This is a genomic window from Rahnella sp. GSA61A, assembly GCF_019969905.1.
GTDB classification, from domain to species: domain Bacteria; phylum Pseudomonadota; class Gammaproteobacteria; order Enterobacterales; family Enterobacteriaceae; genus Rahnella; species Rahnella aceris.
Map to the genome: position 1 here is coordinate 65,228 of NZ_JAHXYO010000019.1, position 19,219 is coordinate 84,446.

The window sequence follows — 19,219 nt, forward strand, 5'->3', positions numbered from 1 at the left end:
TCATTATTACTTCATAGATATTCTTTCTTCCCCAACATTGTTTTTTTATATTGGCACTCTTTAACGCTTACATAATCTGCTTCTTTCCTTTCAGAAATATCATAGATAACAACATCATTACCTTTTGTTTGGATTTCATAACTATGACCATCTTCTGCCGTAAATGATCTTTCAAAAGTTCTACCAAGATCTATGCCATACATACTTTTTTCATCAAAGTGCCACCATATTTTATATACTTTCCCACTTTGAATGGTATATTCCAAATATCCCCGATTTGAGAATTGCGTTGACGGAGATGCGATCCCAGTTACTCTTTTTGAATAGCTGGTTTTTATTCCCATCACGGCTACTTTTGATGTAAGTCCATACACACCTTCTGATTTCATACATTCCGCAGCAGGTAACATTTTTTCCAGCCTGAAAAGTGTTGGTTGAAAACTATTGTCGACACGAATAAAAGAAGTATCGTTGCCCTGATAATCAGGCATAGAACTGCTCATATCCACAGTACATCCAGAAAGAAAAATCACGATCATCAAAAAAAACGAATTACTTTTCATATAAATATCCATGTTAAAAATTAATACCCTGTTTTTCATAAACATTTCTGTCTAATCCGATCCCAGCGTTGTTGGTCAGGATTTACTTACTTGTAATGTCTGTAATGTCTGTAATGACGATAGTAGATAAACCAGCTACCCGACCCACAAATAGGCCCAGCAAATAGACTAATACGATAAGCTCTTCGGATATCTTCCAGTGAAAAAAGAAAATCCCCACCAAAAGATAACCATACAAATGTTCTAAGCATTAAAAAAATAATCACAGTCATAGAAAGAAGAATTAATATCCATATTATATTGAAAATAAATAAAGAAAATACAGTCTTCACATTCATTACTTTTTCTCCTTAAGACTATTTATTTGCTCGTTAATAATGGCACCAGTTCCTTCTGTTGCAATTGCTGCTCCTGTATTACCCGCTATGCCAGGAATAGCACTTGGTGGTAATGGTTTTGATATGCCCATTCCCATATCAACCCATTCATAGTTTTTCCAAGTTGGATTAAATATTTTGTTCAGAGGTCCCTGCGCAAACTTACCGATCCCATAACCTAGGCCTGAAGCACCGCCGCTTATAGCCCCTCCAGCCCACGGATCATCTCCCTTCAGATAACTTGATGTCGCACCACCTGCTGCATTCCAACCCACAGTTCCCCACAGTCCCGTATTCGCCGTAAATGCTCCCACATAAGTAGCTATCAACACATCTGTAGGATTGATTTCACCATTCACGCCATACTGGATCGCTGCATTAGCACTGCCGTCAATAGCACCTGTCATCTGCATTCCTCCAGGCAGATAAATCAGCCCTGCGGTCGCCATTGCGCCTGCCACTGCATTTGCCTCATTCTGCGCCTTCTGGCAACTTGCCGAACCCGGTGCATCAGCACAACTTGCCATATCAATACCGTGCTGACGGATAAATGTTTCCTGGCCTGCCTCCGTACCGCCGCCTAACAGGTTGTTGTTCACTGTGGTGTTCCCCGCTATCGCGCCTGTCATACCGTCTGCCGTGCTGTCTCCGGTTAAACCACCCGCCAGACCCGCTGCCAGCGTCGATAAGGCCAGCACTTTTTGTTTTTCCTGCTCCGTCAGTTCGCTGATGGGTTTGCCGTAAGTGTCCAGCGCTATATCCCGGCGCAGGCAACCGGGATGTTTGCTTGTTAAAGTCATTTATCAGGCTCGGTTGGGGGTTTTTTACGGGCGTTGTAGATATCTATTCGATTAAAGATAAAAGTTCCTACTGAAATAAAAATACCAGCAACCACACTCATTTTGACAACTTTTATCGTACCAGACACAGATAGATAAAACTCTCCTGTATAAATTATGGCAGTTATAATTCGGGTGGAGATACCTAATATAAAAAAGGCTACAGTCATGTATATAAACATGAGAATAAATATAAAAAGTGTCATTTTCTTCTTCACTATTTTTTATCCTTATTGTTTATTAATTCTTTAACTGTATCATTGGATATTTCAAAGAAAGATGCTGAACCAATATCTCCTATTACCCCAGAAAAAGATCCTGCATACGGCGCAAGCAGATCAGGCGCATACTTCCCAAATCCCCCACCGAACACAGAGCCTGCAATGGCTCCGCCCTGACCAGACAAACTCGGTCCATCCGTCATAAATGCGCCGCCCATATTAATCAGCGTATTTCCGCCGATTTTATAACCCGGAGCCAGATAACCTGCTCCTGCCGCAACCGCTGCACTGTAATAACTGAACTCACTGCCCGGTGCCATATTCATATACTGGAATGCAGAATTAGCACCGCCACCAATCACCGCCCCGGTAATGCCTTTTCCTATGGCTATTGTCGGACCAAGATAAAACGCACCGGCCATAAATACGCCATCCTGATAGCCTTCGACTATCGCTTTGGTGATATTCGCCCCTTCCGGCAAATCCCCTTTCGCTATTTTATCCAGCCCGGCCTGTGTCTGCTCGGGCGAGAGATTATTATCTACCGCAAACTGATTCCACGAGCCTGCTGTATCAATATAATCCATCATCCCTGAGGGAAGATTAAAGTGATTGTATTCCGTCGCATTCTTCCCACCCTGTGCACCGGCAATAACGCCCGCGGTATCATCACCCGCAATTCCGCCCGCCAGCCCCGCAGCTAACGTACTCAGCGCCACGATTTTCTGCTTTTCGTTCTCCGTCAGATCTTCGCGTTTCACGCCCGGATAAAGCACCTGGGCGATTAGCTCACCGGTGGCCGCGCCTGCTGCACCCGCTGCGGCGTCACGCCCCTGTAGCTCTGCGATGACACCGCCGACAATCGCATGGGCGATGGCATTAGCGGCAACGTTATCTTCGCCGACCTGTTTCTTGATTTGCTCCGCCAGATACGGTGCCGCTCCACCCGCTATCGCCGCCTTCACGTCACCACCCGCCAGCCCCTGAAGCGCCATCGTTGCCGCGCTGATACCTTGCTGGATGTCGCTGCCGGTACCGTACTGTTTCTGGGTGTCTTTGTACTCTTTTGTCTCCAGCAGGTCTTTGCCGCTCAGCTCAGGATGCGCGGCTTTCGCTTTTTCCAGCCCTTTAATCTCGCCAGCCGTCCGTGCAATATCCATTGCCTGGCTGCCCACGTCGCCCAGCGCCTGCGCAATCTCCAGCCGCTTCTGCTCTTTTTCTTTATCAAAGATAGGGCTGATGCTGCCGTTGGCATGTTCCGCATCACGGCTTAAATCAGCCACGTCCTGCTGCTGGTTTTCCTTGTCGCGGATGGTGATATCACCCGCAGAAATCGCTGCTTTCGTGGTGCCGGATGCCTCACCTTCACCGCCTGCACCCACCAGTACGCCGTTCGCCATATTGCCGATAAAGTTCTCGGCAACAGTCCCGCCGGTGCTGATGCCTGCGCCCTGATGTTCGGTGCTGTATTCCGCTTTATTGCCGATGTCGCTGAAGCCTAACGTGCCGGTGTCGAGGCTGTTTTTATCCGCAGAACCTGTGCTGGCAATTACCGCGCCATCGAGCTGGGTATGCCCGCCGACCGTGATATCAAAGCCGCCGTCACCGGCAAAAATACCGGACTGTTCAATCACCGAGTTGTAGTCGCTGTTCATGCCGTCGTGGCTGGCACTGATGCCGCCCGAACCGGTCATGGTGCCGAATGAGAAGCTGGCGCCGCCGCTGATGCTCTTCTGGCTGCTGTCGTAATAGTCGCTGTCCTGCAGGCTGCTGATGGTCAGGTCGCCGCCGATATCCGCCATCACGCTGTTGCCGCTGACCTGCGCACCGGCAATCGTTGTGTCGTCGCCGCTGTTAATGCTGATGCGGTTGCCCGCGTCGATGGTGGTTTCGTTATGCTGCGTGCCGTTGCCCGACTCGCTGCCTCTGGAGGCGTTGCCGCTGGCGGAGATGTTGATACCGGCACCGCTCTCGCCCATGCCGATGCCAATCCCTATGGCGCCGCCGCTGCTGCTGTTTTCTCCTTCCAGCCACTGGGTGTTCTGCGAGGAAATCAGGCTGATGTCGTCTGCCGCGTTCAGCGCCACGTCCAGCCCGGCTTTAATCTGGCTGCCGATGGCCGTGATATCGCCGCCCGTCGCGGTTATCGACAGGTTATCACCCGCCGTCAGCGTGCTGCCCGTGGCGGTATTCTGCCCGCTGTGGCTCTCGGATTTGGACGACTGCGTGCCAACCGAGGCGCTGATACCAAAGGCGGTGGAAGCATCGCCGGTGGTGGCCTGCGCCAGCTCCATCGCCTGACCGGTCGATACGCCGCTCATCACGCCTTGTGCAATTTTCAGCGCCGCCAGCCGGTCGTCACTTTCATCACTCACCGACTGCGCCGTCGACACCGCGCTGTTTACCGCACTGCCTGCCGCACCCGATAACGCTATCGTCAGCCCGCTCTGTTTCTGCTCGAACGATTCATCGTGGGTGCGCGCATCGCGGCCCGGTTCAATCAGCACGCTGTCGCCTTTAATGCGTAAATCCTTCCCGGCGATAATATCTGCGCCACCGATATGGGCCTGGGCACCGGCGTTAATGCTGACGTTGCCGCCCGTCGAGCCGACGGTGCTGAAACTCTGGCTCTGCGTGGTACCTTCATCGTTCATTTCATAGCGTGATTTACTGGTGCCAATGGTGACGCCAATGCCGCCGCCGCTGAACATGCCGCTCTTTTTCTTCTCTTTGAGACGGTATGTCGAGTCGGTGTTGGTCGCCGCCACGATGTCGATATTGTTGCCCGCATTCAGGCTGACATTGCCGTCGCCGACCACCGCTGAGCCTTTCACCAGCAAATCATTTCCGGCGACGAGGGTTACGTTATCGCCGCTGAGCAGGGTGCCTGCTTCACGGGTTGCGCTGTCTTCCTCCACCGTGTGCGTGGTGGTTTTTTTCATGAACCCTTTTTTAGTTTTGGTTTCTTCTTTGAAGTGGTAATCACTTTCAGTGGCGGTTTCGAGGTTAATGTCACGGCCTGCACCAATACCGATATCGCCGCTGGCAATTACCTGTGCCGCTTTGCTGTTGACGTCACGTCCGGCAACGATTGTGGTGTTGCCGCCGCTGACGATTTCAGTGCTGTCCTGGCGTACCGATTCGTTGATTTCGACCTTTTTCTTCGCTTTGTAGCTGCTGCCGTCGGTGGTTTCTATCGCCATCAGATTCACATCGCGACCGGCCTGCATCGCCACGTCACCTTCTGCGGCGAGTCCTGCGGCCTGGCTGTTGATATCCTGCCCGGCAACCAGCGTCAGATCGCCGCCTGCGGTTATCGTCGTGCGGGCGTTGTCAGTGCTGTGGGTTTCACTTTTGCCACGACTGGCACTCTGACTGGTTTCTATGGCATTCAGGTTCAGATCATTGCCTGCCAGCATCAGCAGATCGTCGCCTGCTGCCACAAGTGCGCCGGTAATATTGATATCTTGTCCGGCTCTCAGGATCATGTCGTCCTGAGCCATGATCCCCGCCATCGGGCCGCTTTGTGTCTCGCTGAAACTGACAGACTCGCCGCGCCTGCCCGTTCCGCCTGCCTGCCATTGTTCGGTTTGCGTGATGTTATTAATGCTGCCGCCTGTGCTCTCAAGCTGGACGGTTTTGCCAGATATCGCGGATCCAATGTTGTTGATATCGCCCAGCGCGCCCAGTTGTAGTGCACTGCCTGCCTGCATCAGGCCAGCATTCAGGTTGCTGATGCTGCTCTGACTACCGATAAACAGGTTTTTGTTTGCGGCGAGGGTGCTGCCGCTATTGGTGACACTGCCGCCTGAAAGTCCGACATTATTGCCAGCAATCACGCTGCCGTTATTCACCGTCACGTCTTTTGGTGACAGATACACTTTTGGCACCATTACCGTCTGGCCGTTGATGCTGGCGGATTCCCACCACAAGATACTGCTGTCGAGCGCGGCGATTTGCGTAGCCGTCAGCGCTACACCAAAGGCCAGTCCAAGCGACTGCTGCGCACCTGCCGCGTTATCCATCAGGTATTGCATCTGCTCGAGATCAGAACCGAGGCCGCTGATATAGCGGCTGCCGGTCTGGTTGATCATAAAGTTGCTGACGTAGCGCGTATCGAATGCCGCATCACCGAGGAAGCGATAATCGTATTCCGGATGCAGGTTAAGTTTGTCGAGGAAGTACGCCGAACCGAGGAATTTATTCTGGTCGGTGTACTGGCTGTTAGTTTCACGCGGAGCCGTACCGGGTTGGATCCCCATTAATGCGTACAGGTCGCCAAACAGGCTTTGATCGAGTTGCCCCAGCCCGTCGAGTTTCGGGTTCGTGGTGATCAGATACGGGCTGTTCGCATCGGTTGAAGGGACAAAATAGCCGTTATTATCCGACGGCAGAGGATACAAGCTGTTGCCCCCGGCGATGTGAGCAACCGCATCGGTGAGACTCTCGTACCATTGCGGCGAGGTGATGTCCGCGCTATCTGCGTTGGCGAGATCTTGCTGCTGAACGCCATCAGGCTGGCTGAGTGTATTTAGCGTCGGGGCAGTGATGATGTTGCTGGTGCCCCCGGCATTCGCCGTGGTGGTGGTGTTGCTGATGTCCTGGGTAAAATTGGCAATGACGTTGCCGCCAGCCTGGATGACGGAGCGGAATATATCACCGTCAGTACTCTCTGTTCGGATATCCCCTGTAGTGACAAAATAGATTGAATTCATGCCCCCAGTGCCGTTCTGAGAGGTTATGCTGGACTCCGTTGCGTACTCACTTCCACCATAAGCATATGACAAATAATGAGTTTCAATGCTTTCTATCCATGACTGGTTATTAAGCGTATTACCACTAAGAATGGCATTGTTAGTCGCTAAAATATGACTGGCATTATTCTCCAGTACATCCGCATGGAGCAGAAGATCGCGGCCAGAAGAGATATGCGCAACGGGTGAACCATTGCTCTCGACAATGACCTGTGAACGGGAAACGGCAAACTGTAATTCAGCGCTGTTGCTATAAGGGGCAGGACGAGACCAATATGCCCCGGCACAACCATTACCACAGCCAGTATCTGCGCGGTAGTAGCCATAATCGTAATTGATACTATCCAGATAGCTTAGCGGGACATCTGCATCAATCGACGTAAGCCATGAGTATTGTCCGGCTAAATCTGTTTCTTCGGTGACATGAGCAACTAATCCTTCCCGCTCATTCACTAAATGCCCGGTATTTATCGTAATATCCCCATTTACCGTCTCGATATTCCCCGAAGTATTCACCACTTCGGCGTTCGCATTGCCCGCCATATCGCGCTGCATCCACAGGCTGTTACCGGCCAGAATATCGCCGTGGTTATTGCGGATGGTATTGGCCAGCAGATACATATTGTTGCCCGCATACAGCAGGGTGGTATTGAGGATACTGCTGGCGGCATTGAGGGTCAGTGAGCCCGCGGTGCCGATAAAACCGGCCACCGTAATATTCTCACGGCTGTTCAGTACCACGTCGCCACCGGCCTGTAATGTGCCTGTGGTGTTCATCGAAATACTGCCTGCGGAGAGGATGCTTGCACCGCTGCCGGTGGTGATTTGTCCGTTATTAGTGAGCGTCGTTCCGGCAGTCAGATTCACCGCCTGGCCTTGCATCACGCTCTGATTATTTATCGCGCCATTGCTGGTGATATCCAGCACGTTGCCTGCCGCCAGCACGTTTTTTCCTGTAAAAGCACCGGTTAATTTCAGGGTTAAATTACCCAGCGCAACCACCTGACCCAACTGTTCGAAAACGCCGCTGGTCAGCAGTAAGTTACCGCCGCTGTAAAGTTTACCTGCGGCCCTGTGGTCAATCCGGTCGGCATGAATCGCCAGATTCGAGGTGCTAAACACCGTCCCTGAGTTATCGATTGCAGCGGCATTCAGCAATACAGATGTGGCCTGTAGCCAGTTATTGTTGGTCAGGCTCGCCGTGTTAAACGTGAGTTCACCGCCGGAGAGGATTTTACCGTCGTTACGTGCGGACGCTGAGGCATCAATACGTGTCGTGCCGCCGCCCTGAATCAGGCCGTAGTTCACGAGATTTGGCGTGGTGAGGTTCAGGGTGTTCTGGCTCAGGACGATACCGGCAGCGCGGTTGGTCAGATTACCGGTGAATGCGAGGTCATTGTTCCCCTGAATACGCCCGCTGTTGTCGACAGAATCGCTGATCAGTGCAATATCCGTACCCTGAATTTGCCCGGCATTATTGACCGTCGCCGCGTTCAGTCTCAGGGCTCCGCCTGTTAACAGCGTTTTGTCCTGTTGCTGAATAAATGCTCCGGTCAGCGCCACTACCAGTCCGTTGACGCCGATGATGTCGCCATTGTTATTTAGCGACGTGCCGTTTATCACCAGATTATTGCCCTGCAATGCGCCACGGTTATCAAGCGACTCTCCCGTCAGGGTGAGATCTGCGGCACTCAGCAGAGAGCCCTGATTAGCGATGTTTTGCGCGGCAAGGCTGGCGTTGCCCTGGCTTAAGATGTCACCGTCGTTACTCAGTGTGCTGGCAAGCGAAACATCCAGTTTATCCGTCCCAAGCAGGGAACCTGTGTTCGTCCAGTCACGGGCGGTGATAACAACATTTTGCCCCTGCAGGGTGCCTGCGGTATTGAGTAAACCTGCATCCAGGGTCAGTGAGCCTGCGGTCAGCGTGCGGCTGGTGCTGCCTGTGCGCAGTTCATCTGCCGTCATGTGCAGCGCAGAAGTTCCTTGCCACAGGCCATCATTACTGAATGTAGCGGACGTCAGTGACAGGCTGTTCCCCATTACCTGTCCGGCATTGAGAACGGTATTCCCGCTGATATCCAGATGCCCCTGACTTAAAAACAAACCCTCACTCAGGTTATTAAAGTGCCCGCTGTTTACAGTGAGATTCGCCGCAGTGGTAACGCCGCCGTGAATCAGATTCTGTGCCGTAAGCGTGAGTGCACCCTGTGCCACCTGAGTGCCATAAAGCGTGGCATCCGTGGCTGTCAGCGTGAGCGAACCATCAGACTGGAGCTGCGCGTCACGCTGGCTGGTCAGTTTATTCGCCTGCACCCTAAGATCGCCGTGGGCGATAACATCCCCGCCCAGATTTGCTTCACGGGTTTTCAGTGAAACATTGCCCAGACTGGTCGAAAGCGAACCTTTTGCGGCGGTCAGTGACTGGCCATCTATTGCCAGTGATTTTTTGCCTGATAAGGTCCCGTTTTGCCGGATATCTTCCGCAGACACAACCAGCGCTTCGTCAGATAGAATTTCTCCGCCTGCTGCGTTGCTCAGTGTTTTTACGGCACTTATCGAGGTAGTGCCTTTGGTTGCAATTTTACCGCTGTTGGACAGGGAACCACTGCTTATGGCGGCGTTATTACCGGCTATCAGCTGGCCCTGATTTGTTATCGTTCCCGCCACCTGTGCTGAAATATCACGCGCCGTATTGACGCTGCTGCGGCCATCCTGTGTTAAATCTTGTGCGTTGAGATTGAGGTCGTTTCCGGCAGTCAAACGGCTGTTGCTTAACGTCAGTTTGCCATCGCTGTTCAGGACGATATTGTTGTCGCTGGCAAAGGTGCCGTTGTTAAGTGCAATGTCCTGCCCGCTGACATTCATACTGCCACTGGCTTTATGTTCACCGCTCAGCGTAACGCTTTCCCCTCTGGCATTCAGGCTGCCGCTGGCAAGGCTGTTTTGCACGGTGAGTTTGCCGCTGGCATCCAGCGTGATATCCCCCTGACGGGCGTTCAGGTTGCCAAGGTTAACTCCCACGCCTTTATCGCTGGAAATCAGTCGGATACGACTGGCGTACATGCCGCCGAGCGCGCCGGTATCCACCGCCACCACGGGTGCTGCGCCTTCACCGGCCATCGCCGTTACGCGGCCATTTTTATCCACGCGGTTAGCGCCGGCGATAACATTCAGCGCGTTAGCATGAATTTGTGCATTCACTTCGGTGGCCCGCGAGATGATTGACAACGCATCCGACTGGCTGGCATTCAACCCCTGGCCTTCAACGGTGATGGAACCTTTTTTGACATCAAGGGATTGTAAGTTGCCACTCGCATCGAACACCGGTTTACCCGTGGTGAGCGTGGCGTTCGGTGTATTGATAAACCCGCAGCCGTTACAGGTGATGCCATACGGGTTAGCAACCATCACGTTGGCCGCTTTTCCTGCGACTTCTGTGTAACCGTTCAGTTGTGAACGGTTCGCGCCCGTCACTTCGTTAATAATGCCGCGCGCTTCCTGGCCTGCTTTCAGGTTGGGGTTGTTCTGAATCAGCCCGCCTAACTGCGTCTGGTTTAGCTGGCCGGTGGCATTATTGAGGATCAGCCCCTCTTTACCGACGTTGTAATTTTGAAACTGGTTATGGGAAATCCCCGCTCCGTTAGGTGTGGCGATATTCACTACCGGCACACCGTTTCCGGCCTTATCGATACCTGTAGCACTATTTGCAGGCGCCGGTGCGGCAAACACCGGGAAAACAGGTTGTCCTGCCAGCAAGCCACAGATCAAATAACTCAGTATGCGTTGAGCAAAACACATTGGTTGTTGATGATTATCCATAATCGTTTTCCCTTAAATCACAAACGCGATGCGGTAATAAATGCTGAGGTGGTCAGGCGCTAACCAGTCCGGATATCGCAACGGTGTACCCACGGTAAACTGGCTGGAGTAGTGACGATTTGTGGTAGAAAGCCCGACAGCGGCTCCCCACAACGTGCCGGACGCCCACGGGTCTTTGTTATCTTTTTGCAGCCAGCCACCGTCGAGTGCGACCACGCTGCTGACCTGGCCGATAAGCGGCAATGTGAACAGTCTGTAGTTCAGCTCGTTACGCCAGTAGCCGCCGTTATCGCCGGAAAGATATTGCTCTTTAAAGCCGCGTACCGAGCTTTCGCCACCGATGGTCAGACGCTCGCTGCCATATAGCCTGTCCGGCGACCACTGACCGTAGACGCTGGTCAGCCACCATAAATCTTCAGCCACCGGCAACTGAAAGCTGCCGTTCAGGCTCCATTTTTTAAATCCGGCTTTCGGCAAATCATCATTTTTGCCGTTATCGTCTTCCGCACCCAGCCAGGACACGCCATGGCTGAAAGTGGGGTTGAAAGTTGCGACGCCACCGAAGATTTTTTGCGTGTGGTTGAGGCCAAACAGCAGGCTGGTCAGCTTGCGACTGCTGCTGTCGAGCAACACATCATTGAGATAGTTATTGCTGATCTGATGTGTCAGTCCGATGGAGGCACCGGTTTTGATATCGCCATCGCGGAATAACACCCGCGAGGTGGTAAAACGGTGGCTGATGCTGTCGCCGGTCGATGCCCAGCCAAAGCCATTGTTGTCAATGGTGCTGAGGTAGTTGCTCCAGCTATAGCTGTAATCAAACAGGTTATAACCGTAGGGAATGCTCAGCCCGGCCTGAACATTTTGTGCGTCATGCGTGGATGAAAAATCGCTGCTGCGCCCGCCGCTGACGAACCATTTATCCGCAATACCCAGCACATTATTGGCCGTCAGTGAGCCGCCAGATTGTCCGGTACCGGTACTTTTCTGCCCGCTGTTATCAAAGTTAAGTGAGAAACTGAGCGGGAATTCCGGCGAGGCGGTGAGATTGACAATGGAATAGCCTGATTTCTTGCCCGGAAGGATCTCTATTTGCACCGGATCGTTGCGCAACCGGTTGATTTGCTCCATACCCTGTTCGATGTCACGCAGGTTAAGAATGCCGCCTTCCAGTCCCGGGAAAGCCATTCTTAATTGTGGCGCTGACATGCCTTCGAGGGTAATTTTCTCAAGACGTCCTTCCAGTACCGAAATATGTAATTCACCCTGAGATAAATCCTGTTCGGTGATAAAAGCCCGGCTGGTTATATATCCCTGGTGAATATACCAGTCAGAGATTTGACGGGTTATCTCCGCAATTCCGTTCATCCCGATACATTGGTTAAGATGAGGTTTATTAATCTCGCGTTGTTTTTTATCAGAAAGAAGTGTTGCGTTATTTATATATATTTTATGAATGTAAAAGCAGGGGCCATTATTTTCTTCTATGTGTGATTCGATGGGTGAAACGGGAGAAAAACTGCGTTGTAGATCATCACGTTGTTGCTGGCTTTGCCTTAATAATTCCTGTTGCTCCTGACGGATCAGGTCTCGGTCTGCCGGATTCAGGGGGGCCGCAACGCCGGATGTAATGATGCCAGCCATTAAAATGGGCAGAATATATTTAAGGAATGAATATTTACACAAGACAAATTTATCCCATGGATAATTAATGGAGTAATGTTTTGATACAGATTTTAATATGATGTTTCGTGGCGACAAATAAATCAAATTTTTTAATGGTATTGAGGGCGGGTGAATTTATTTCGGAGTCGTGCTGATAAGTGATTTAGTGAAATTCACCCGTAAATTATCTTATTCCGTTATAGGAAAGGATTATTAATTCCAATCCATTGCGCTTCACAGTCACTGGTTCCGCAATATAACCGGGGCACGGATGACTCAGTAATGCAAAGGCCGCCGGGGAAAATAACGTCTTCAAGATCAGCACGTTTGGCGGCTCCGGGTTTGAACTGGTTGCGTTCAGCGATGATTTTCAGCGCTGTCCGGTGATACGTCTGGTAGTTGAAAATGAACGAGCAGGCGTAATAGTTCCGGTGCCCCTGCGCATCGAAACGGGCGACATGTTCCAGCACACCGATCTGGTGGCCATCCAGAACATAAGCTGCGTTCACGCCGCACCATTCTTCGGCGGCGACCTGTCCCTGCAACAATGTCGCCTGAGCTATCTTGCCCAGGGTCAGATCCTCCAGTGAATCCAGCAGAATATAGCCGATGGTACCCCGTCCGCCGGTTTCACCCTGCGGACGGGTAAACAGTAATACTTTTCCGTCCGGTAAACCCACCGGACGGATGTCTTTCATGCCCTCAGGCCCGATAAAAAATGGGCGCAGGGAATACAAATCGGTCCCCCGGTACAGCACGGTTTTCCAGCGCAGTCTCCCGCTGGTGTCATCCGCCGGTTCAACACTCACCCCGCCAAAAATAAACTCCTCGCCGATCCGGGCAAAAAACGGATCCTGTAGAGCGAAGACCGGCGCGTCGGGCAGTAATTCGCACTGGCGGACGCCATCAAATGCAAAAAATTTTACCTGTGATAACTCGGAGTTTCTGGGCTCGACACGGGCCGCAATGACCGAAGTATCACCGCACTGAAACGGAGCGGTCAGGTTATAAACATCGTCGTCTCCTGCGCCGGAGAACTGGATTTTTTCTCCGGCGGGTACCGGCAATTTCAGAGTACGAAATTGCCGGAGTAATGTTTCAACCCTGCTCACAGCGGTAATCCGAGATGCGCCCATAAGGCATCGAGCGGCATTGTCGCCAGCCCGATACATTCATCGGCTGCGCCGTAGTAAATTTTCAGCAAATCCTGTTCCAGCAATGCGCCGCAGGTGAACACCACGTTGCCAAAGAATCCTTCTTTCTCATATATCGCTTCAGGCTGTAGCAGCGGCACTGGAGACCTGGAGAGGATGTTGGACGGATTATTCAGATCGAGCAGCATCGCGCCGAGGCAATAACGCTGGTCTTTATCCACGCCGTGATAAATCTGCAACCAGCCGCGCGTCGTTTTCATCAGCGGTGCGCCACCACCCAGCTTCAGCGCATCCCAGTCGCCGGAAGCACTGCCGAGTAAATGGCGATGATTGCCCCAGTGCAGCATGTCCGGTGATTCACACATCCAGATCTCCGGCTTACCAAAATGTTTGGGTGAAGGACGGGTCAGCGCCTGATATTTGCCGTTAATTTTTTCCGGGAAGAAGCAGACATCGCGGTTATCGGGGCAGAAAATCACGCCTTGTTTTTCTACCGTGACAAAATCGGTGGTCGTCGCCAGCGCGGTGGAAATGCCATACGGCGAAATGGCCGAATAGTTGATGTAGTAAACGCCATCGATCAGCGTAATTCGCGGATCTTCACAGCCAAATTGTTCGTATTGCGTATCAGCGGTCAAAAAGGGCTGTGCATCAACACTAAAATCTTCGCCATTCTGACTACGCGCTAACCGCAGATGCGACATCGAGGTCAGCCAGATCACTGAAGGGTCAGCTTTCAGCGCAATCATTCTCGGGTCGCTGAAATCATAGGCCGGGTCGTCACGTCGAAAACGTTTCGTGCCCGCCCGCCAGACGTTTTGCTGGTTCACCAGAAGCGGCACTTCCAGACAATTAGCATCCGTTGAGATCACGCTTTCCGCGACACGAAGCAACAGCAGGGTTTCCCCCTGATACGAACATACGCCTGCGTTAAAAACACAATCGACCTTCCAGCCGGGCTGGGAAGGTGCAACGTGAGCAGGTGTTAACAGCGGATTTTTTTCACTTCTGAGCATTTTCATGGTTTACCTTTTTGATAAGAATTTGGTTTTTTTCCAGCAGCGGTTCATCCGTGCCAAACAAGACTGAATTGCCGTCGGCATAGCCCACGTTGACGACAGGCGGACCGAAATTGATCATCACTTCCAGACATTCCGCACCCAGCTGGCGGCGGAAAATCAGGCATTGCTTAAACAGCGTGAGGTACTGATAGTGGCCACGCTGAAGAGAAGGGTGTGTATTTCTTATGTGGATCAACTGCTTATAACGGGTCAAAATTGATTGTGAGCACTTACTCTCATTTTCGACGTTAATCTGGCTTTCACGGGCATCGGCTGGCGTCCACGGGACAGGTAAACGGGAGGCATCGCGGCAGAAAGGTAATGCGTAAGTAAGCGCTTGCTCCTCATGCATGCCCTGTGAAATAGCGGTGTGATAGTGCGTGATTCCCTGAATATCCCGCATCTGTTGCAAATTCTGCGGGACAAAATCGGTCATGCCGATTTCTTCTCCCTGGAAGATAAAAGGCAAACCCCGGGCGGTCATTTGCAGGGCAAAAACGGCTACAGCGCGGGGAATATCGCGGGGTGATTCACCGAAACGGCTGATCATGCGTGACATATCATGGCTGGAGAAAAACAGTGTCGGTAAACCGGAGAGTGTGTTTTCCATTGCCTGTATTTCGGCGAAGATCGCTGCAATATCGAAGCGTTTCTGGCTGCCAAGGTTGAAATTGAACACCACGTCCAGCAACTCTGTGCCCTGATAAGGTGCCATTACCGGCAATTCATCACTGCCCACTTCGCCAATCAGCAGGAATTCACCTTGCGCACGGATATGGCGACACAGGCGATTCACCACGCTGAGCACACCGGGCTGATTGATATCTTTATCATGAGGGGGCTCTGCGCCTGCCTCAACGGGTGGATGATCTTCCCCGATACCGTCAGTGGTCAGAAAATTAATCACGTCAAACCGGAAGCCGTCGACGCCGCGCGCTATCCAGAAATCGAAGATTTTTTTGATCTCATGCTCAACGGCGGGATTGGACCAGTTCAGGCATACCTGTTGAGGCGAGAATTTATGGTAGTAACTGGCCGTCCCGCCGGGTTCCTGCGTCCAGGCTGAACCGCCAAAGAAAGAGGTCCAGTTGTTGGTTTGCTCACGAAAGAAAAAGAAGTCACGGAACGGACTGTCCGGCTGACGGAGCGCCGCCTGAAACCACGGATGCTGGTCCGAAACGTGGTTAATCACCACGTCGATGACCAGCAAGATATCGCGCTGATGACAGGCCGCAATCAGTTCATCGAAAAGGTCTACTGTGCCAAAGCGCGGATCGACGGCGCAGTGATCACTGATGTCGTAACCATTATCCACCAGCGGAGAGGGATAAAAGGGGGTGATCCAGATGCCGCCAATGCCCAGCTCAGCCAGATAATCCAGTTTAGAAACCAGCCCCAGGAAATCGCCTAATCCGTCAGCGTTACCGTCGCAGAACGAGGGTAAATACACCTGATAAAATACCCGGTCCTGCCATGTTTTCAGGTTGTCCATCATTCAGGCCTGTTATTTAAGTGAAAGCGACATCCCTTCCAGGAAATGCTTCCTGAAGAGGATAAACAAAACGACGATTGGTAAGGTTTGCACTACCGAACCCGCCAGTACCGGGCCGACATAAATGCCATAGGATTTACTGAACGTTGCCAGCAGCACTGAAAGCGGCATTTTGTTGGCATCCTGCATCACAATCAGCGGCCAGAGGAAATTGTCCCAGGCGCTGGTAAAAGTAAAAATCGCGACGATAGCCAGAATCGATTTGTTGAGGGGCAGCATGACATGGAGCAATATTTTGATAAGACCGGCATGATCTAACCTTGCGGCATGAATATAGTCATTTGGCGTGCCTTTAAAACTCTGCGAGATCATAAAAATCCCCCAGCCATTCATCACAAACGGTAAAATAAGGGCGCCATAGGAATTAATCATGCCGAGTTCACGCATCAGCACGAAATGCGGAATAATAAACATGAAAGCCGGAAAAACCATTTGCAGGATAAGCAGGTTTTTGAAAATATCCCGGCCTTTAAATTCCATTTTTGCCAGCGCATAACCAATTAAACAGGAACTCAGCGTGACGCATACCGTTATGGTTAATGTAATGAATATGGAGTTAAACAATGTGCGCAGAAAGGGTTTTTCCGCTTTACCGGTACCATCAAACAGGAAAATATAATTATCGAATGACAGCGGGCCGGAAAAAAGAGATGTCGTATAAATATCGGCTGTATTTTTAAACGAACCGATTAACATCCACAAATACGGATATAACCAGGTGATGGCCAGCGCAAACATCAGCAGGTGGATCGCCACGGAGCTGATTGTTTGTTTCAGTAAAAATTTTTGTACAGGAGCGACGGCTCCCGTCTCCACAGATTGTGTCTTCATCATACGATCTCGATTTTCTTTTCCAGACACCGGCGCAATATCCAGATCAATGTGAAACTGAACAGCGCGACAATAATTGACATGGTAGCGGCCCAGCTTGGCTGCATCTGCCGGAAGGCGGCTTCATACATCACCACCATTGGCGTGGTGGTGCTTTTCAGCGGACCGCCTCCGGTGATGAGATAGGGTTCGGTGAAAATACTGAACGCTACTGTGATCGCGAGAACCAGCACCATGACTATCTGGGCATTCATCAGGGGCAATGTGATATGCCATATTTTTCCGAGGCCCGTGGTTTTATCGAGATCGGCGGCATCGTAAATATCTTTGGGAATAGTAATCAGCCCGGAATAAAAAATCAGGCCGTAATAGCCGACAAATTTCCAGGTGATAATAAGGGCAATCGATAACATGGCGAAATCCGGATGGGTGAACCACGGGACGTTAACGCCAAACATGTCCATCAGGAACGTATTTATCGGTCCTGTTTCACTGAACAGTTTGGAAAATACAATGGAATACGCCACGCCGGATGAAACATTGGCGAGCAGGAAGCTCAGGGCAACAAACGCTTTGCCATATTTTATTTTTCTTAATCCGAACGCGAATAATAATGAAGACACCAGGACAATGGGCAGATAGTAAGCCAGAAATTTAAATACGTTATACATCGCCGTCCAGAATAAAGGATTCTGCATGACGGCGATAATATTCTTCACGCCGTTAAAAGACGGTGCGCCAATAAATTTCCAGTCAGTAAAGCTCAGCACCGCCAGCCAGAGAAAAGGATAAAGCCAGAATACCAGCGAATATCCGAGGTAAGTGGAGGCCAGAAGGCCTCCGAGTGATGACTCTTTCATTTTTATCATCACTTACTGCTCCAGCGTTTTGTCGATCTCTTGTGAGGACGCCTGAATCACCTCGGGTATCGGGCTATTTTTAAACACCAGTTTTTCAATCATTTGCGTCATCGTCCGCTGGACTTCAACGGTTTTAGTGACTGGTGCTGGCGGAACCGCTTTCGATACGTAGGAGGCGATCGCATTAACCAATGCGTGCTGTTGCAGATACTCTTCAAAAATCGGATTACTTTGCAGATCTTCCCGGGCAGGCGGCATGCCGGTGAGTTCCAGCCAGCGTCGGTCATGTTTAGGATCGCTGTATACCCATTGAATAAACTTCCAGGCGTCGGCCTGCACTTTTGACGTACTGAACATCACGATCCCTTTGCTGTCGGCCATGGTGGCAACGCCGGGTTCGCCGGTTTGTGTCGGCATCGGGCCGATACGGATGGTTTTTAACACTTCGGGAAATTGTTTCTGATAGCGGTCGATATCCCATGGACCACGTACCGCGCCCAGCACGGTTCCCGCTGCCAGCGGATCGTCTGCGGCGGTGAAGTCGTAGCTGGTCCATTTGTTCGCAAACATTTTGTTGAGGAAGGTGAGGGTCTGTTGTCCGGCTTCGTTATCAAAGCTGGATTTGTGATCCTGAATATACGGGCTGCCCTGAGAGGCAGCGTAATACAGCGGAATAAAGTCAAACCAGCGATCCCACCAGTTTTTGCCGCTGGTGATTTGCAGACTGTAACCTTTCTGGTTTTGCGTTATCCGTTCTGACAGCGTGTAAATCTCATCATAGGTGGTCGGCACATGATCAAAACCTTGCTCAGCCAGCAGATCGCTGCGCCACCAGTACACGACCGGGCTGATATAAATCGGGATAACATTTTGCTGCCCTTCGAACTGCCATGATGCCATGGCTTTCCCCATATGTCGGGTTTCAACCAGTTCCTGAAAACCGGGCATTTTGGCGTAGTCATTGAGTTGTTTAAGTTCAGATAACTGTTTCGCGAAGCCGATAAAAATATTGGTGGATATATCGGGCTCAGTGCCTGATGCCAGCGCGTTCATAATGGCTTCTTCAGAACTCCCCGCAGCCGGTATTGGCGTGAATTCCACCTTCCTGTTGGCCGGATTACTGTTCCATTCTTTTACCACCTCGCCCCAATACACTTCCTGAGTAACATTAGGCGCTATCCACATTTTAATGCTGGTTTGATCTTTCTCCTCAGGCCCGCAGCCCGAAAGAAATAACGTGATACCTGCAAGTGCAGCCAGTTTCATTATTTTCATGCTGTATCCTATTTCCATTAGGTTGTTATTAATAATTCATCATTATATTTAATGGTTATTTATATTATATTTTTATGAGTGGACTTCTATTTTAAACGCTAGCATGGACATACAATCAGTAAACGTTATTACGGTCACAGAAATGATTTTGTTTAACGTTAAACTTTATTTTATATATTCATTGCAATAGCCTATTTTCTGTGAGTATATATTGGCGAGTTAAGGGTTTTTCAGACGGGGGATTTCAT

Annotated in this window: 11 protein-coding genes; all 11 read right to left on the reverse strand. The window is 50.9% G+C overall.

Going from position 1 to position 19,219, the window contains the following annotated elements; genetic code table 11:
* Positions 1–11: 11 nt before the first annotated feature.
* On the reverse strand, positions 12–602 hold the full coding sequence (locus tag LC431_RS20570) for a hypothetical protein (protein WP_112152634.1): 591 nt from the start codon (positions 600–602) through the stop codon (positions 12–14).
* Between the two features lie 298 nt (positions 603–900).
* The gene (locus LC431_RS20575; RefSeq protein WP_153376633.1) at positions 901–1,740 is read right to left on the reverse strand and encodes a VENN motif pre-toxin domain-containing protein; all 840 of its coding nucleotides are present in this window, start codon (positions 1,738–1,740) and stop codon (positions 901–903) included.
* Entirely contained in the window at positions 1,737–1,997 is a 261-nt protein-coding gene (locus LC431_RS20580; RefSeq protein WP_013577496.1) for a hypothetical protein, read from the reverse strand. Before LC431_RS20580 ends, LC431_RS20575 begins: the two co-directional genes overlap by 4 nt.
* Positions 1,997–10,573, reverse strand: a complete 8,577-nt coding sequence (locus tag LC431_RS20585) for a hemagglutinin repeat-containing protein (protein WP_223510289.1) — start codon at positions 10,571–10,573, stop codon at positions 1,997–1,999. Before LC431_RS20585 ends, LC431_RS20580 begins: the two co-directional genes overlap by 1 nt.
* A 12-nt stretch (positions 10,574–10,585) precedes the next feature.
* Positions 10,586–12,217: a ShlB/FhaC/HecB family hemolysin secretion/activation protein gene (locus LC431_RS20590; RefSeq protein ID WP_223510290.1), complete on the reverse strand. Its 1,632-nt coding sequence runs from the start codon at positions 12,215–12,217 to the stop codon at positions 10,586–10,588.
* Between the two features lie 218 nt (positions 12,218–12,435).
* Positions 12,436–13,350: a DUF1861 family protein gene (locus LC431_RS20595; protein ID WP_223510291.1), complete on the reverse strand. Its 915-nt coding sequence runs from the start codon at positions 13,348–13,350 to the stop codon at positions 12,436–12,438.
* Positions 13,347–14,408: a glycoside hydrolase family 130 protein gene (locus LC431_RS20600; protein WP_015690581.1), complete on the reverse strand. Its 1,062-nt coding sequence runs from the start codon at positions 14,406–14,408 to the stop codon at positions 13,347–13,349. Before LC431_RS20600 ends, LC431_RS20595 begins: the two co-directional genes overlap by 4 nt.
* A complete protein-coding gene (locus LC431_RS20605) occupies positions 14,395–15,945 on the reverse strand; it encodes an alpha-amylase family glycosyl hydrolase (RefSeq protein WP_112152387.1) in 1,551 nt (516 codons plus the stop codon). The genes LC431_RS20600 and LC431_RS20605 overlap by 14 nt, the downstream gene beginning before the upstream one ends.
* Positions 15,946–15,957: 12 nt before the next feature.
* A complete protein-coding gene (locus LC431_RS20610; protein ID WP_041673250.1) occupies positions 15,958–16,782 on the reverse strand; it encodes a carbohydrate ABC transporter permease in 825 nt (274 codons plus the stop codon).
* Between the two features lie 53 nt (positions 16,783–16,835).
* Complete coding sequence (locus tag LC431_RS20615) at positions 16,836–17,705, reverse strand: carbohydrate ABC transporter permease (RefSeq protein WP_037035432.1); 870 nt, start codon at positions 17,703–17,705, stop codon at positions 16,836–16,838.
* Between the two features lie 3 nt (positions 17,706–17,708).
* Entirely contained in the window at positions 17,709–18,971 is a 1,263-nt protein-coding gene (locus tag LC431_RS20620; RefSeq protein ID WP_013577488.1) for an ABC transporter substrate-binding protein, read from the reverse strand.
* Positions 18,972–19,219 lie beyond the last annotated feature (248 nt).

Bases quoted from the DNA above. Each gene is read 5' to 3' on its own strand.
- LC431_RS20570 (WP_112152634.1), bottom strand. From the start codon at position 602: ATGAAAAACAGGGTATTAATTTTTAACATGGATATTTATATGAAAAGT.
- LC431_RS20575 (WP_153376633.1), bottom strand. From the start codon at position 1,740: ATGACTTTAACAAGCAAACATCCCGGTTGCCTGCGCCGGGATATAGCG.
- LC431_RS20585 (WP_223510289.1), bottom strand. From the start codon at position 10,573: ATGGATAATCATCAACAACCAATGTGTTTTGCTCAACGCATACTGAGT.
- LC431_RS20590 (WP_223510290.1), bottom strand. From the start codon at position 12,217: ATGGCTGGCATCATTACATCCGGCGTTGCGGCCCCCCTGAATCCGGCA.
- LC431_RS20600 (WP_015690581.1), bottom strand. From the start codon at position 14,408: ATGCTCAGAAGTGAAAAAAATCCGCTGTTAACACCTGCTCACGTTGCA.
- LC431_RS20605 (WP_112152387.1), bottom strand. From the start codon at position 15,945: ATGGACAACCTGAAAACATGGCAGGACCGGGTATTTTATCAGGTGTAT.
- LC431_RS20615 (WP_037035432.1), bottom strand. From the start codon at position 17,705: ATGATAAAAATGAAAGAGTCATCACTCGGAGGCCTTCTGGCCTCCACT.
- LC431_RS20620 (WP_013577488.1), bottom strand. From the start codon at position 18,971: ATGAAAATAATGAAACTGGCTGCACTTGCAGGTATCACGTTATTTCTT.